At 70.9% G+C, this 15,939-nt stretch carries 12 protein-coding genes; 2 read left to right on the top strand and 10 right to left on the bottom strand.

The genetic code is table 11. The features are described 5' to 3' along the window. Positions 1-1,098, top strand: a 1,098-nt coding sequence (locus IZR01_RS18250; RefSeq protein WP_194924508.1) for a serine hydrolase domain-containing protein, incomplete at its 5' end; no start/stop codon positions are given. Positions 1,099-1,144: 46 nt separating this feature from the next. Here the strand turns inward: IZR01_RS18250 and IZR01_RS18245 are convergent. Genes IZR01_RS18245 through pdhA form a run of 3 tightly spaced genes read right to left on the bottom strand, consistent with a single transcriptional unit; the run spans position 1,145 to position 4,904 of the window. After that, entirely contained in the window at positions 1,145-2,668 is a 1,524-nt protein-coding gene (locus tag IZR01_RS18245; protein ID WP_194924507.1) for a dihydrolipoamide acetyltransferase family protein, read from the bottom strand. After that, a complete protein-coding gene (locus IZR01_RS18240; RefSeq protein WP_194924506.1) occupies positions 2,665-3,723 on the bottom strand; it encodes an alpha-ketoacid dehydrogenase subunit beta in 1,059 nt (352 codons plus the stop codon). Before IZR01_RS18240 ends, IZR01_RS18245 begins: the two co-directional genes overlap by 4 nt. After that, the gene (gene pdhA, locus IZR01_RS18235) at positions 3,720-4,904 is read right to left on the bottom strand and encodes a pyruvate dehydrogenase (acetyl-transferring) E1 component subunit alpha (protein ID WP_323747033.1); all 1,185 of its coding nucleotides are present in this window, start codon (positions 4,902-4,904) and stop codon (positions 3,720-3,722) included. The genes IZR01_RS18240 and pdhA overlap by 4 nt, the downstream gene beginning before the upstream one ends. A gap of 134 nt (positions 4,905-5,038) precedes the next feature. Between pdhA and IZR01_RS18230 the strand changes: the two genes are divergently transcribed. Continuing rightward, positions 5,039-5,566: an Lrp/AsnC family transcriptional regulator gene (locus IZR01_RS18230; protein ID WP_194895354.1), complete on the top strand. Its 528-nt coding sequence runs from the start codon at positions 5,039-5,041 to the stop codon at positions 5,564-5,566. A gap of 1 nt (position 5,567) precedes the next feature. Here the strand turns inward: IZR01_RS18230 and IZR01_RS18225 are convergent, their stop codons facing one another. The 7 genes from IZR01_RS18225 to IZR01_RS18195 form a co-directional block, all read right to left on the bottom strand. After that, positions 5,568-6,638, bottom strand: a complete 1,071-nt coding sequence (locus tag IZR01_RS18225) for a hypothetical protein (RefSeq protein WP_194924505.1) — start codon at positions 6,636-6,638, stop codon at positions 5,568-5,570. Between the two features lie 117 nt (positions 6,639-6,755). Next, on the bottom strand, positions 6,756-7,808 hold the full coding sequence (locus IZR01_RS18220) for a hypothetical protein (RefSeq protein WP_194924504.1): 1,053 nt from the start codon (positions 7,806-7,808) through the stop codon (positions 6,756-6,758). A gap of 231 nt (positions 7,809-8,039) precedes the next feature. Further along, positions 8,040-9,386 carry a nitrate/nitrite transporter gene (locus IZR01_RS18215; protein WP_194924503.1) on the bottom strand — a complete coding sequence of 449 codons (1,347 nt, stop codon included), beginning with the start codon at positions 9,384-9,386 and terminating at the stop codon, positions 8,040-8,042. Positions 9,387-9,419: 33 nt separating this feature from the next. Further along, positions 9,420-9,800, bottom strand: coding sequence for a nitrite reductase small subunit NirD (gene nirD / locus IZR01_RS18210; RefSeq protein WP_194924502.1), 381 nt, complete (start codon positions 9,798-9,800; stop codon positions 9,420-9,422). Next, positions 9,800-12,406, bottom strand: coding sequence for a nitrite reductase large subunit NirB (nirB, locus tag IZR01_RS18205; protein ID WP_194924501.1), 2,607 nt, complete (start codon positions 12,404-12,406; stop codon positions 9,800-9,802). The genes nirD and nirB overlap by 1 nt, the downstream gene beginning before the upstream one ends. 45 nt (positions 12,407-12,451) lie before the next feature. Continuing rightward, a complete protein-coding gene (locus IZR01_RS18200; RefSeq protein WP_194924500.1) occupies positions 12,452-13,726 on the bottom strand; it encodes an NAD(P)/FAD-dependent oxidoreductase in 1,275 nt (424 codons plus the stop codon). Beyond that, a complete protein-coding gene (locus IZR01_RS18195; RefSeq protein ID WP_194924499.1) occupies positions 13,723-15,909 on the bottom strand; it encodes a molybdopterin oxidoreductase family protein in 2,187 nt (728 codons plus the stop codon). Before IZR01_RS18195 ends, IZR01_RS18200 begins: the two co-directional genes overlap by 4 nt. Positions 15,910-15,939 lie beyond the last annotated feature (30 nt).

Genomic DNA, 15,939 nt, shown 5'->3' with positions numbered 1-15,939 from the left:
GCCCCACCCCTCAACCCCGCCGCGCTCCAGCAAGCCATCGCCGAGCGTCCTGGCGAGGCAGCGGCTAGCGCGGTGGCGTTCGTGCAGAGCGAGGGCCAGACCTGGCGTGGCACCTCCGGCGACGCGCAGACCGGGCAGCCGGTCTCGGCCGATGCGCACTTCCGCATCGGCAGCATCAGCAAGACGTTCTCGGCCGTCGTGCTGCTGCAACTGGCCGCTGAGCGGCGTGTGGATCTGGACCAGAGCGTGCAGCACTACCTGCCCGGGCTGCTGCCGGCCGCGTTCCAGCCGATCAGCTTGCGCCAGCTGCTCAACATGACCAGCGGGCTGCCGCAGATCGGCGCCGGCGGCCCGGATCTGAGCACCGACCAGATGATCGCGGGGCGTTTCGGGTACCACGACTTCGAGCAGATCATCGATTCGACGCTGCGCCCCGCCGGGCAGGCGTGGCCCGGGCCGGTCTTCGCGCCGGGCACCGCACAGAACTACAACTCGCTGAACTACCGCATCATCGGGCTGCTGATCGAGCACGTCACCGGGCGTTCCTTCAGCGACGAGGTCAACGCGCGCATCGTGCGCCCGCTGCACCTGACCGGCACCTTCGTGCCGCAGGGCGCGCCGCGGATGCCCTCGCCCTACATGCACGGCTACCTCACCGGGAGTCAGGGCACTGTCACGGACGTCAGCGCGCAGGGCGGCGACCCGTCGAGCATGATCTCCACCACCGGCGACCTCGACCGCTTCATCACGGCGCTGTTCCAGGGCCGTCTCCTGCCGCCCGCACAGCTGGCGCAGATGTTCACGCTCCCCCGCGACACCCGGGGAGACCTGCTCCCCTACACCGGCGACACAGGGAACTGCCAAACCGGCCCGGAGAAGGGCAAGGCCTGCCTGGGCCTGGGAATCGGGACCGACACCCTGCCCGACGGCACCGTGCTGTGGGGCAAGACCGGCGAGGACATGGGCTACTTCACCGCCATGTTCGCCACCCGCGACCTGCGGCACGTCGGCATCGTCTCGACCGGCGTCACCGACCTCGCGGCCGAGGCCGGGCTGGAGAACGCGAACCGGCTGGCCGCTGCGGCGTTCACGTCCTGATGTGAATATGGGGCCTGACAGAGCTCCCTGTCAGGCCCCACTGGCGCTACAGCCCCCGCAACAACCGCGCGGGCTCCTCGACCAAGTCCGCGACGTATCGCAGGAAACCGCCGGCCACGCCGCCGTCGCACACCCGGTGGTCGAAGGTGAACGACAGCTGCGTCACGAGCCGGATGGCCAGCTCGTCGCCGCCCGCGCCGGACACCACCCACGGCTTCTTCACGATCCGCCCCACGCCGAGCATCGCGGCCTCGGGGTGGTTCAGGATCGGGGTGGAGCCGTCGACGCCGTAGACGCCGTAGTTGTTCAGCGTGAAGGTCGAACCGGTCAGGTCCGCCACCGGCAGCGAGCCGGAGCGCGCCGCCGTCGTCAGCCGCTCGAACTCGGCCGCCAGCTCCTCGGTCGACATCCGGTCGGCGCCGTGCACCACCGGCACGACCAGGCCGCGGTCGGTCTGGGCGGCGAAGCCCAGGTTCACGTCGGCGTAGCGGACGATCTCCTGACGCTCGACGTCGACCGTCGCGTTCAGCTCCGGGTAGCGGGCCAGGCCCGCGACACAGATCCGCGCCAGCACCGCCAGCAGGCTGATCTTCCGCTGTGACGCGTCGCGGTTCAGCGCCGCGCGCAGCTCCATCAGGCCGGTCGCGTCGACATCGACCCACGTCGTCGCGTCGGGGATCTCGCGACGGGAGCGGGACAGCTTGTCGGCGACCGTCTTGCGCAGACCCCGCAAGGGAACGCGCTCGCGCTCGGCGATACCGGTGGCGGAAACGGCAGAAGTGGCAGAAGTGGCAGAAGCCAGAGCAACGACAGGCGCAACAGCCGGAGCAGCAAGAGCCGCCTCGACATCCCGACGCATGATCAGGCCCTCGGGCCCGGACCCGCGCACGGAAGTCAGGTCGAGCCCGCCCTCCTTGGCGAGCCGGCGCACCAGCGGCGACACGACAGCGATCCGGCCGCCGTTCTTGCGTCCAGTCGGCTCCGGCTCAGGCTCAGCAACTGGAGTAGCACCGGCGCGATTGGGAGCAGTCCCGTTGGTGGGGGCCGCGGGAACCACGACCGGCGCGACATGCACGCGCGGCGGTGCGGCCGCGTGCCCGCCGAACCCGCTCACCACGCGCCGCCGCCGGACCCCGGTGCTCTCGCTGGTCCCGTAGCCGACCAGCACCGCCCCGGACTTCGTGGCGCCAGACTTCGCAGACCCGGACTTCCCAGACCCCGACTTCGCAGACCCAGCCTTCGCCGCATCGTTGCGCGCCTCGGCATCGAGCCGCGCCCGATCGGCGGGCTCCTCCGGCGCCGCGCCCAGCTTTTCGGGCCCGTTATTAGCAGTCGTGGCGATGCTGATCAGCGGCTTCCCGACGTCGATGACGTCCCCGACCGCCCCGTACAGTTCAACGACCTCGCCGGCGTACGGGCACGGCACCTCCACCGAGGCCTTCGCCGTCTCGACCTCGCACACCACCTGATCGACGCCGACGTGCTCGCCGACCGTCACATGCCAGGCGATGATCTCGGCCTCGGTCAGCCCCTCGCCGAGGTCCGGCAGCAGGAACTCGCGAGTGCTCACCGGTCCTCCCACTGCAAGGACGCCACCGCGTCCAGGATCCGGTCCACCGACGGCAGGTGGTGCCGCTCCAGCTTCGGCGGCGGGTACGGGATGTCGAAGCCGGTCACCCGGCGCACCGGGGCCTGCAGCCAGTGGAAGCACCGCTCCGAGACCCGTGCGGCGATCTCCGCGCCGGTCCCGCCGAAGCCGACGGCCTCGTGGATCACCACCGCGCGCCCGGTCTTGCGGACCGAGGCGGTGACGGTCGCGTCGTCGAACGGCACGAGCGAGCGCAGGTCGACGACCTCCAGGTCGTATCCCTCGGCGGCGCCGGCCTCGGCCGCTTCCAAGGCGGTCTGCACCGTCGGGCCGTAGGCGATCAGCGTGGCATCAGTACCCTGACGCCGTACCGCCGCCTGCCCGATCCGCTGCCCGGTCGCCTGCCCGGTGACCGGACCGGTCCCCGACCCGGCCGCCGACCCGCTCGCGGCCAGCGCGTCGATCGTGTCCTTCGACCAGTACAGCCGCTTGGGCTCCATGAAGATCACCGGGTCGTCGGACTCGATCGCCGCGCGCAGCAGCGTGTACGCGTCCGACACCGTCGCCGGCGTCACCACATGCAGGCCGGGCGTGGCGACGAAGTAGCCCTCGGAGGAATCCGAGTGGTGCTCCACGCCGCCGATCCCGCCGCCGTAAGGCACCCGCACGACCACCGGCAGCGGCAGCTGTCCGCGGGTCCGGTTCCGCATCTTCGCCAGGTGCGAGAAAATCTGCTCCAAAGCCGGGTAGGAGAAGGCGTCGAACTGCATCTCGACCACCGGCCGGAAGCCGTACATCGCCATGCCGATCGCGGTGCCCATGATGCCCGCCTCGGCCAACGGCGTGTCGAAGCAGCGGTTCTCGCCGAACTCGCGGGTCAGGCCGTCGGTGACGCGGAACACGCCGCCGAGCACGCCGACGTCCTCGCCGAAGACGACCACCCGCTCGTCGGCGCCCATCGCGTCGCGCAGCGCCTGGTTCAGGGCCTTGGCCAGGGGGATCGCGGTGTTGGTCGCACCGTCCAGGGTCGCGGTCATCGGCCGGCCTCGCTCTCGGCGTCGCTCTGCGCAGAGTCGACCTGGTCGGCATCGAGCTGCTCGGCGTCGAGCTCGGCCTGCAACGCGGCGGCCTGCTCCAGCAGCTGCGGCGTGGGCTCGGCGTAGACGTGCGCGAACAGCTCGCGGTGGTCCACCTCCGGCTCCTCGCCGAGCCGGGCCCGCATCTCGGCCGCCAGGTCCTCAGCGGCCTGATTCGCCTCGGCCACCGCCTCGTCGGTCAGCAGGCCCGCGGCCCGCAGGTACGTCTCCAGCCGGGCCAGCGGGTCGCGCACCTTCCAGTACTCGACCTCTGATTCGTCCCGGTACCGGCTGGCGTCGTCGGCGTTGGTATGCGCCTGCATCCGGTAGGTCACGGCCTCGATCAGCGTCGGCCCCTGGCCGCGCCGGGCCCGCTCGGCGGCCTCGGCGACCACGTGCCGCACCGCGATCACGTCGTTGCCGTCCACCCGCACGCCGGCCATGCCGTAGCCGACGGCCTTGTGCGCGAGCGCGGCGGCGTGCGTCTGCTTGGCCAGCGGCACCGAGATCGCGTACTGGTTGTTCTGGACGAAGAAGATGGCAGGGGCCTGATAGACCGCGGCGAAGTTCAGCGCCTCGTGGAAGTCACCCTCCGAGGTCCCGCCGTCGCCGCAGAACGCCAGCGCCACGGTGTCGTCCCCGGCCAGCTTGGCGGCCAGCGCGAGCCCGGCGGCGTGCGGGCCCTGGGTGGCCAGCGGCGTGGTCTGCGGGGCGGTGCGCCACTGCTGCGGGTCGTAGCCGCAGTGCCAGTCGCCGCGCAGCAGGGTCAGCGTCTGCACCGGGTCGATGCCGCGGGTCACCATCGACACGCAGTCGCGATAGGTCGGGAAGAACCAGTCGGTGGGCCGCAGCGCCAGGATCGCGCCGATCTCGCACGCCTCCTGGCCGAACGAGGAGGGGTAGACGGCCAACCGGCCCTGCCGGACCATCGTGGTGGCCTGCACGTCGAAGCGGCGGCCGATCACCATGGCCCGCCAGGTCGCCAGCAGTTCCTTCGGCTCCAGCTCAAGGGCATCGTCACGCAGCGCGCCGGACAGCGCGCCGTGCTCGTCGAGGTACTGCAAGGGCGAGGGGTCCAAGATCGTGTCGAACCCCAGGGGAAAGCCCGACCCGGTCTTGTCGGGCGTGGCTAGAACGGTCACGTCGTCTCCATTGACACGTGTCGGAGGTGCTTTGGCTGTGTGATGCATTTCAGCTCTGCTGACAATGTGCACAGTCTTTGTTCGGCAGACACCGCCTGACCAGTAAGCATCCAAGATCGGAGACAATTGGAAGCATGAGCGCCGCTAACCCGAACCAACCGTCCACCCTGGACGACACCGACCGCCGAATCGTCCACCTGCTCCAGCAGGACGGCCGGATGTCCATGCGGGACCTGGCCGCCGCCGTCCACGTCTCCCGAGCGCACGTCTACACCCGGGTGAAACGCCTGCTCGACGACGGAGTCATCCGCCGCTTCACGATCCAGGTCGACCCCGAACGGGTCGGTTTCAGCACCTCGGCCTACCTGACCATGAAAGTCGAGCAGAACAGCTGGCGGCAGATCCGCGACAGCCTGGCCGCGCTGCCCTGGGTGGAGCACGTGGCGCTGGTCAGCGGCGACTTCGACGTCCTGCTGCTGGTCCGCAGCGCCTCCAACAAGACGCTGCGGGACCTGGTCTTCGCGCACATCCAGAACATGCCCGGCGTCCGCTCCACCCGCACCCTGCTGGTCTTCGACGAGACGGACCACCTGCCGGCGCTGCCAGGCGACCCGGAGTTGGTGCTGGAGCCCCAGAGCAGGACAAGTGAGTCTGACGAGTGAGTCAAGCGGGCAGCAGCGCCAGGACCCGTTCCTCAGCGATCTCGTCGCCGTACTTGCTCACCAGCTCATCGGCCACTCGGGTGAAGCGCGGCTCGGAACGCTCGAACACCCGGGCCTCGTAGCGCCGCCGAACCGAGTCGCCGTCGTCGTCGGGCAAGTCGGCGACGACCCGCTCGCCGTCGGCGATGGCGCAGTCCCCGGCCAGCACATACACGCGGTCATCGCTGTCCGGGCCGACATACCGCATCCGACACCCGTTCCCGGCACCCGCGTCCGCATCGAGGTCCACGTCGCCCGACGCGACCGCCAGCAGCATGCGCTCCTCGAACCCGTGCCCGACCCGGTCCCGTAGGAAGCGGAACGCCTCGCTGACCACGTGGCCGGGTGGTGAATCCTCCGCCACACAGATCTGTGGCGCGTCGTCAGACCTGCGATACAACGGGAACACCGCCGTCAGCAGGACGTCGTCGGCCTGGTAGCAGGTCACGCCCGGCAGCCAGGACACGAGCGTCACCTCGAACCGGGAGCGGGCGGACTCGGTCAGGGTCTTGCGGAACTGGTAGAGGTGGCAGAGATTCGCCTTCACCCGCTCCACGTAATCCTGCGGGTTCTCAAAAGCCGCGGTGAGCGCTTCGGCACGCAACCCGACCTCGATGGCCTGCGGCTCCATGAGGACGATCTCCACCCGGCCGCCGGCGTCCTGCAACAGCCGCCGGAACGCGACCATGGCACGCTCCCGCAGCTCGGGTTCGAGCAGGAAGCCGATGCACGCGTCCTGGATCCGGACCAGCTGCTTGGCCTCCTCCACCGCACGCAGGTAGCGCCGTGCCGGAAACTCCGGGAACTCCTGACCCACGCAGGTGTCGACGGCGGTCGTGGGCCGGTAGGCCGGCCGACGCACGACCACGGCCAGCACCGCGAGCGCCGCGATCGACACCCACAGCAGGGACGCCGTCGACACGGACGCGACGTTCCATTGGCCGCGCCACGTAGTGGCAGCGGTGAAGAACGCCGTGGCCGCGGTGATCCCGGCGGCCGTCGCCATCTCGACCGGGCTGTAGCCCCGCCTCATCGCGCCACCCCCACGCCTGTGACCGAACCCTGATAAAGGTCCGGTACTGGGGGATGTTAGCCGCCAATGCGGCACAAGGCACGCTCCTGGGAATTTCCCTGCCCCACCGCGCGGATATCAGGGCACTGTTCCGAGGAGGAAGAAGGGCGGACGGTCGGGCGTGTGGTACTTCACTTCCCAGGCCTCGTCCAGTTCGGCTTGCAAATGGTCCTGGGTGCGCGGGTCCACGGCCTTCGGCGCCCATGTGCTCTGCTCCCCGCAGTGCCACCACGTCACGGAGTCGCAGTTCGCCACGAACGCCCGGTCATCGCGATCGGTGACGGCCACGAACACCTCGCCGCCGTGCCGCAGGAAACGCACGCGCTCGATCTCCCGGTCGCCGGCGGGGTCGTGCACCACCAGCGTTCCAGAGCGGTGTTCGGCCAGCGGCAGACCGCTCCGCCGGATCTGGTCGTAGTCCCCGTCGCACTGTCGCGAGTGCAAAGACCCGGGCGCCATGTCGACGTACAGGGCGTCCTGCGACCGCTGGTCCCCCACCAATCCGCACACCAGGTTCGAGTCGTCGACCCGGTAGGACGCGTAGGACGGCGGTTCCTTGTACAGCCATATCCAGACCCGGGCGCGATGATCGGCGGGCAGACCGGCCACGAAGACCTCGAACTTCCCAAGGGTGCTCTCGGCGATCCGCTCCTGCTGCGCCTCAGTGCGGTTCAGACGCTTGGCACGCTCTTTCATGGCCGGCGAGAGCGGGCACAGAAAGGCGGCTTCCAGGACGAATTCGCCATGGCGCGCCAGCCGATCGGCCAGGATCTCGAACATCCGCGGGCCGTTGTCCGGATCGGTCGCGACCGCACAGATCGTGTCCACGATCCGCACCCTGCGGTTCGCCCCGGCCAGCCGCTCGATGAGCAGCGACTGTGGCAGCCCTTCGTAGTCGGCCGAAGACGCCTGCGTTTTGCGCGCCCTACGGAGCCTGAGCCAGTCCACGTGCGCCAGCTGGGTGAGCGCGCCGATCCCGCAGAGACTGGTCGCGCTGAAGCACGCGACCTGCGCCGTGCCGTGCACGAAGGGATCGATGCAGAGCAGAAGGATCGCCGCGGAACCCAGGCTGATGAGCTTGCGCCGCTCCGAGGTGTCATCCTCGGGCCGCTTCACGGGCTTCCCGGTCACGACCGCCGTCCGCGGGATAGAGCCGATATGTGCATGCTGTCGCCTTTCAAGGGCGCAACCGAACGATAGCTCAGCGTACTTATACCGGCGGCCTGCTGCGAAATCCGTCTGACCACCCGGGCGTCCGGGCGTCGCGGAACCTGCCGACCCTCCACGATGCCACACCGGGCGCACGCAAAGCGGCGGGTTCTCCTTGTGTCGCAAGGAGAACCCGCCGTCACGCCGTGCGCTTCACCCGATCGCCGGCGCCGCCTCCCGGACCGTGCGGCCGGCCCGGCGCATGAAAACGACCCACGTCAGCCCCGCGCACAGCGCGTAAAAGAGCAGGAACGTCCAGTACGCCGCGTCCCCGTTCTTCGTACTGAGGAACGACTGCCGGAAGGCCATGTTCACCAGCACTCCCCCGAACGCCCCAACGGCCCCCGCCAATCCGATCAGCGCCCCGCTCAGCCGCCGGGCCCGGGGCTCGGGCTCGCCGGCGAACAGAGCCGGGATCATCTTGTAGACCGAGCCGTTGCCGACGCCGCTGAAGACGAACAACAGCACGAAGCCGGTCACGAACGCCGCGAGCGAGGCGGCTTCGGAGGCTGCCAGCACGACGACGGCGCTGGCGGCCATCGCCGCGAAGGTGACGAGCGTGACGCGCGCACCGCCGAGCCGGTCGGCCAGCCGGCCGCCGATCGGGCGGGACAGCGAGCCGAGCAGCGGGCCGAGGAACGTCAGGTACGCGGCGTCGACCGGGGTGGCGAACTGGGTCTTGAACTGGACCTGGAGCACCTGGCCGAACGCGAAGCCGAAGCCGATGAACGAACCGAAGGTGCCGATGTAGAGGACTGAGATGACCCAGGTTCGGCCGCTCTTGGCCACCTCGCGGATCGCCCCCTTGGCGGCCGTCCGGTTCGGCAGGTTGTCCATCCACAGTGCCGATCCGACCGCGGCCACCACGATCAGCGGCAGGTAGATCCCGGCGACCAGGCCCGGGTGGCCCTTGCCGCTCCAGGCCAGCACCGCCAGCCCGACGAGCTGCACGGCCGCGACGCCGACGTTCCCGCCGCCGGCGTTGAGGCCCAGCGCCCAGCCCTTGAGCCGGTCGGGATAGAAGGTGTTGATATTCGTCATCGATGATGCGAAGTTCCCGCCGCCGACACCTGTTACCGCCGCCAGGATCAGCAGCGTCGAGTACGACACCCCGGGCTTGATGAGGAACGCGCACAGGCCGCACGGCACCAGGAGGATCAGGGCACTGAAGACCGTCCAGCTGCGGCCGCCGAAGCGGGTGACGGCGAAGCTGTACGGCAGCCGCAGCACCGAGCCCACCGCCGTGGGCAGCGAGGTGAGCAGGAACTTGCCGGCGGCGTCGACGTGGTAGTCCGGGCCGAGGAACAGCACCAGCACCGACCACAGCGACCACACCGAGAAGCCGATGTGCTCGGACAGGATCGAGTAGGCGAGGTTGCGACGGGCGATCCGGCGGGCGCCGGCGGCCCACAGGTCCTCGTCCTCGGGGTTCCAGGCCGCCAGCAGGTCCCGGTCTGACAGGTTTCGCTCTGTTGTGGTAGCTCCTGTGGTAGCTGTCATGACCGCAACCTACGAAGACCCTGTTTCGCCTGATCAGGTCACCAGCGTCGGTTCTGTGAGGAGTTCTGCACCCGCCGCGGTCTGCGATGTGACATCCGGCGCGACCCACACCACGCCCCGGTGCCGCCGCACCGCGAACACCGGCAGGCGTACGTCCGGCGCGTCCAGGGCGACGCCGGTCGCCAGGTCGAAGACGTCCTTGTACATCGGGGACGCGACGGTCGCGGTGCCGTCGCCGCGCATGCCGGTGATGCCGCGGGAGATGACCGAGGCGCCGCAGAACGGGTCCAGGTTCCCGACCGCGTAGAGCGAGCCGTCGCGCAGCCGGAACACCGCCACCGCCTCGCCCTCGACGAGGGCGGCCACTCCGCGACCGGGTTCCAACTGCGAGTACTTACATACCGCGGTCCACATCAGCGCCTCCCAAGAGTCAGCAGCGGCTTGATCTGGCCGCGTTCGGGCACGAACGCGACGGTCGGGTCCGGGGCCTGCGGCGCGTTGACGAAGGTGGCGAAGCGGGCCAGCTTCACCGGGTCCTCCAGCACCGCACGCCATTCGTCGGTGTAGGCCTCGACGTGTGCGGTGATCAGCCCTTCCAGCTCCGCGCCGCGGTCCTCGACGTCGTCGATCAGGACGCTGCGAAGCCGGTCCAGGCCGCCCTCGTAGCGCTCGACCCAGGTCGCGGTCCGCTCCAGCCGGTCGGCCTGGGCGATGTAGAGGGCCAGGAAGCGGTCGATGGTGCGGATCAGGGCCGCCTCGTCGAGATCGGTGGCGAGCAGGTCGGCGTGCCGGGGCCGGGCGCCGCCGTTGCCGCCGACGTAGAGGTTCCAGCCGCGCTCGGTGGCGATGACGCCGACGTCCTTGGACTGCGCCTCGGCGCACTCCCGGGCGCAGCCGGACACCGCCATCTTGATCTTGTGCGGGGCCCGCAGGCCCCGGTAGCGCAGCTCCAGGTCGATGGCCATCTTGACCGAGTCCTGCACACCGTAGCGGCACCAGGTGGAGCCGACGCACGACTTCACCGTCCGCAGCGCCTTGCCGTAGGCGTGCCCTGATTCGAAGCCGGCGTCGACCAGCCGCTGCCAGATCTTCGGCAGGTCGGCCATCCGCGCGCCGAACATGTCGATGCGCTGGCCGCCGGTGATCTTCGTGTAGAGGCCGAAGTCGCGCGCCACCTCGCCGATGACGATGAGCTTGTCCGGCGTGATCTCGCCGCCGGGGATGCGCGGGACGACGGAGTAGGAGCCGTTGCGCTGGAGGTTGGCCAGGACGTGGTCGTTGGTGTCCTGCAACGCGGCTTGGCCGCCGTCCAGGACGTGCGGCTTCGCCTCGCCCTCGGCGAGCAGGCCGCCGAGGGAGGCCAGGATGGAGCCGACGGCGGGCTTGCAGACGTCGCAGCCGTCGGTGACGCCCTTGGCGGCGGTGCCGTGCTTGGCGAGGAGTTCGGCATAGCCGGTGATGTGGTCGCGGCGGACGATGGTGTAGAGCTCGGAGCGGGTCTGCGAGAAGTGTTCGCAGAGCCCTGAGCTACCGCCGCCGCCTTCCGCCTTGATCAGGGCCTTGATCGAGGTGACGCAGGAGCCGCAGCCGGTCCCGGCCTTGGTGCAGCCGCCGATCTGCTTCGGTGTCACCTCGCCGTCGTCTTGACCGTCGCCTTGTCCGGCCAGATCGTGGATCGCCGTGCAGATCGCGCCCTTGGTCACGTTGTGGCAGGAGCACAGGACGGCCGAGTCCGGCAGGCCGCAGGGCCCGATCGACACGGCACCGGCGGTCCCGGCCGGGAGCAGCAACGCCTCGGGAGCGGCCGGGGGCTGCTCGCCGACCAGCGCGCGCAGGGTTCCGTAGTCCTCCGCGTCGCCGACCAGGATGCCGCCGAGCAGCCGGCCGTCCGGCGCGATCGTGAGCTTGCGGTAGACCCGGCGGCGAGAGTCGCTGTAGGTGGCGGACGTGGCGCCGTCGCCGACGCCGAAGGCGTCGCCGAAGCTGGCCACCTCCACGCCGAGGAGCTTGAGTTTGGTGGAGGTGTCGGCGCCGGTGAAGGCCCGGTCCTCGGCTTCCTTGGCAATGTGTGCGGCGGCTGCCTCAGCCATCTGATATCCCGGCGCGACCAGGCCGTAGACCCGGCCGTCGGCGGCCAGGGCGCACTCGCCGATCGCGTAGATGTGCCGGTCCTCGGTGCGGCAGAGCGAGTCGACGACGATGCCGCCGCGCTCGCCGACGTCCAGTCCGGCCGCGCGGGCCAGGCTGTCCTCGGGACGGACGCCGGCGGCGAAGACGACCAGGTCGGCCTCGATGGCCAGGACGTCATCGCCGCGAACCGCCTGCACGGCCGTCGCGGCGCCGTCCTCGCCGACCACGACCTTGTCCAGACGGGTGCCGGTGTGCAGCGTGACTCCGAGTTCTGCGATCCGCGCTTGGAGCGCCGCCGCGCCGCCGTCGTCCACTTGCAGCGGCATCAGGCGCGGGGCGAACTCCACGACCGTGGTCTTCAGGCCGAGGCTGGTCAGTGCTTTGGCGGCTTCCAGTCCGAGCAGGCCGCCGCCCACCACGACGCCGGTGGTGCGGGCGCGGGTGGGGGTGGGGGTGCGGTCCGGCTCGGCGGCGTACGCGGCGATGGCTTCGACGTCGTCCAGCGTGCGGTAGACGAAGCAGCCCGGCGCCTGGTGGTTCTCCACCGGCGGGACGAAGGGGCGTGAGCCGGTGGCCAGCACGAGGGTGTCGTAACCCCGCACATCGCCGTCCGCGGTGGTGACGGTCCGCGCCGCCCGGTCGACGCCGGCCACGGCCACTCCGCTCAGCACCTCCACGCCCCCGTCCGAATACGGCTCCAGGCGCAACGAGGCGGGATCGCGGTCCTCGAACCACGACGAGAGGCGCACCCGGTCATAAGCGGGCCGGTCCTCGGCCCCGAACACGGTGACGTCCGGCGCCGGGTGCCCGTGCTCCAGCAGGCTGGAGACGAAGCGATGGCCGACCATGCCGTGTCCGACGACGAGAACCGTGCGCTGCGATGGGCTCATGGCCCCAGGCTCCCGCCGCGCCGTTTCCCGCCCGCGTCGGCCTTGTTACGCGTTGCCGACCCCGCCCGCACCGCGCCCCGCCCCGGATGTGAGAAGCGCGGCCGGCACCCGCGGCGCCGGCGCACTCGGCCGCGCGATGGCCCGCGCCAGCGCGGCAGCCGCGCCGACGTCCCCGACCAGCGCGGCGGCCACCGGCACATCCCCGTCCAACGCGAGCACCTTGCGCGTACGACGGCGCTGGTCGGTGAACTGGATGGACGGCTCGGCGCGCGGCGTGCCGAGGACGGCGACGTCGGCACCGGGGATGTCGTAGGTGCGCAGGCGCAGCGGCGCGACGATCGCAGGCTGCGTAGACGCCACGCCTCCGATAGCCGCCACAGCACGCCGCGCGCCTTCGAAGGCACCTAGCGCACCAGTCGGAGAGCTCACGCCGATAGTTTCCGCACAGTCACCGATTGCGAAGATCCGATCGTCGCCGATGGAGCGGCCGCAGGGATCGACCAGGATGCCGGTCCCCAGCGGCAGCCCGGCCGCGCGGGCGAGGGCGACGCGGGGGCAGGTGCCACAGGCGAGGATCACCAGGTCGGCGCTCGGCCAGACCCCGGTCGCGGCGGAGATGTCGGTATCACAGTGCACGACGATTCCAGCCTCGGTCAGGGAGTCGGCGAGGAGGCTCGCCGACTCGGCATCGAGCCAACGGGACAGCAGGTGCGGACCCCGGTGCAGCAACTCGACACGCACCCCTCGGCTGACCAACGCGCATGCGGTCTCCACACCGAGCGGGCCGCCGCCGACGACCGCGATGCGCCGCCCTCCGGAATGCTTCCGGCCGGAAAGCAAACCGCGGCCCATCGCCACCGCGCCAACCTGCCTGCGCCCGGGATCGGCCTCGCGGTTCGCAAGCGGTTCGCGGTTCGCGCGTGCCTCGCGGTTCGCAGGTACCGCACCGCCGGCACCCTCCAGCTCGCCGAGAATCGTCCGCACATCCGCGAGCGTCCGCAGCGGCACCGCGTTCCCCCGCACCGGCGGGATCAGCGGCTCCGCGCCGGTCGCCAACACCAGGTGGTCGAACTCCGCCTCGGCGATGGTGCGAAGTGGCGTCGTCCGGTAGGTCAGGCGCGGGTCGGTCAGCGTCGGCAGTTCAACCGCGCTCGGAGCATGGTGCCCAGCGAGCAGGTCCGTTAGCAGAACCCTGTTGTAGGGGCGGCCCGGTTCCCCGGCGTGCCAGGTGATCGTCCCGTCGAAGCCCGGGTCGGCCAGCAGCCGCCGGACCACCTCGTGCCCGGCGAGTCCCGCGCCCGCGACCACGACCCGGCTCACTGTGCTGCCTCCACCCGTGCTGTCTCCGCCCGTGCCGTCTCCACCTGTGCCGTCTCCACCAGCGCCGCCTCCAGCCGCACCGCCGCCGTCTTGAAGGCCGGCATCCCCGACACCGGATCCGTGGTGCGGCGCGTCAGTGAGTTCGCGCGGCCCGCTCCGGCCCAGTGGAACGGCATGAACACCGTGTCCGGCCGTATCAGATCGCTGATCCGGGCCGCCGCGACCGCGGAGCCCCGCCGACTCGTCACGCGCACCGCGTCCCCCTCAGCCACCGCGAGTACGGCGGCCAGGTCCGGATGCAGCTGGACGAACGGGCCCGGTTCGGCGGCGTTCAGCGCGCGCACCCGCCGGGTCTGCGCCCCCGACTGGTACTGCGCCAGCACGCGCCCGGTCGTCAGTCGGTACGGGTACTCGGCGCACGGTTCCTCGATCGCCGGTTCGCAGGCCACCGCCACGAAGCGCGCCAGGCCGTCCGGGGTGCCGAATGCGTCCAGGAACATGCGGGGCGTGCCGGGGTGGTCGGGGGTCGGGCACGGCCAGTGCAGCCCCGGACCCTCCGATGTCGCGTCCAGCCGCTCGTGCGACAGCCCCGAGTAGTCCGCGACGCCCCCGGCGGAGGCCTGGGCCAGCTCCGAGAACACCTCCGCGGGCGACGTCAGGAACCCCGGCCGGCCCAGACGCGACGCCAGGGCGCCGAGCACGTCCAGATCGGAGCGCACCGCCTCGGGCGGCGCGACGGCCTGTCGGCGTAACAGAACCCTGCCTTCCAGGTTCGTCACGGTCCCGGTCTCCTCGGCCCACTGCGTCACCGGGAACACCACGTCCGCCAACGCGGCCGTCTCGCTCAGCACCACGTCGCACACCGCCAGGAACTCCAGCGCCCGCAACCGCGACGTCACGAACTCCGCATCCGGAGCCGACACCACCGGATTCGACCCGGCGACCAGCAGGGCCCGGATATCAGTGCCGCACGACGCCAGCAGCTCCACCGCCGGACGCCCGGGCCCCGGCAGCGAGTCCGCCGGGACGCCCCAGACCGCGGCGACATGCTCGCGCGCCGCCGGGTCCGTGATCTTCCGGTAGCCGGGCAGCTGGTCGGCCTTCTGCCCGTGCTCGCGCCCACCCTGGCCGTTCCCCTGGCCGGTGATGGCTCCGTAGCCGCAGTACGGACGCCCCGCCTTCCCGGCGGCGAGCGCCACGTTGATCCAGGCGTTCACGGCGTCGGCGCCGTCGGCCTGCTGTTCGGTGCCGCGCGCGGTGAGCACCATTCCTGAGGTGCCATAAGGGTTTTCGGCCTTGTCTTCAGCTCCAGCCGAAACGCCGGCGAACATCCTGGCCGCCGCCCTGACCTCCCCCGCGGGCACCCCGCACACCGCCTCGACCCGCTCGGGCCACCACCGCTGCGCCTCGGCCCGCGCCTCCTGGAAGCCGGTGGTCCGGGCGGCGATGAAGGCCTCGTCGATCAGGTGCTCGGCGATCAGCACGTGCAGCAGCCCGGCGGCCAGCGCGGCGTCCGTGCCCGGGACCGGTTGCAGGTGCAGGTCGGCCTGCTCGGCGGTCCGGGTCCGGCGCGGGTCCACGACGATCAGCCGGCCGCCGTTCTCCCGCTGCGCCGTGAAGTAGCGCAGGGCCGGGGGCATGGTGTCGGCGAGGTTGGAGCCGACCAGCAGGATCACGTCGGTGTGGGCGACGTCGGCCAGCGGGAACGGCAGGCCCCGGTCCACGCCGAAGGCCCGCTGCGAGGCCGCGGCGGCGGCGCTCATGCAGAACCGGCCGTTGTAGTCGATGTGCGGGGTCTGCAACACGACGCGGGCGAACTTGCCCAGCGAGTACGCCTTCTCGTGGGTCAGGCCGCCGCCGCCGAAGACGCCGACCGCGTCGCGTCCGTGCCCGGCGCCGATCGCGGACAGCCGGTCTGCGGTGAAGTCCAGGGCTTCGTCCCAGGTCGCCGGCTCCAGCTCCGCGCTGCGGTGGCTGCGCAGGAGCGGAGTCGTCAAGCGCACCGCCGGATTCAGCAGCTCTGTCGACGTAGCGCCCTTCTGACACAGCGCCCCGCGATTGACCCCGAACCCGTTCCAGCCGGCGACACGAAGCGGCGTGCCGGTTTCGGCGTGCAGCTCCATTCCGCACTGCAACGCGCAGTACGGGCAGTGGGTCCGGGTGACTGCGGGGAGCGCGTCCATGGCCCCACCTTCGCCAGCGCGCGTTTCCGG

Origin of the sequence: Catenulispora pinisilvae, assembly GCF_015356865.1 — a bacterium.
Lineage (GTDB): Bacteria > Actinomycetota > Actinomycetes > Streptomycetales > Catenulisporaceae > Catenulispora > Catenulispora pinisilvae.
The sequence above is the reverse complement of the archived record's forward strand: the minus strand, read 5'-3'. Positions and strand labels throughout refer to the sequence as shown.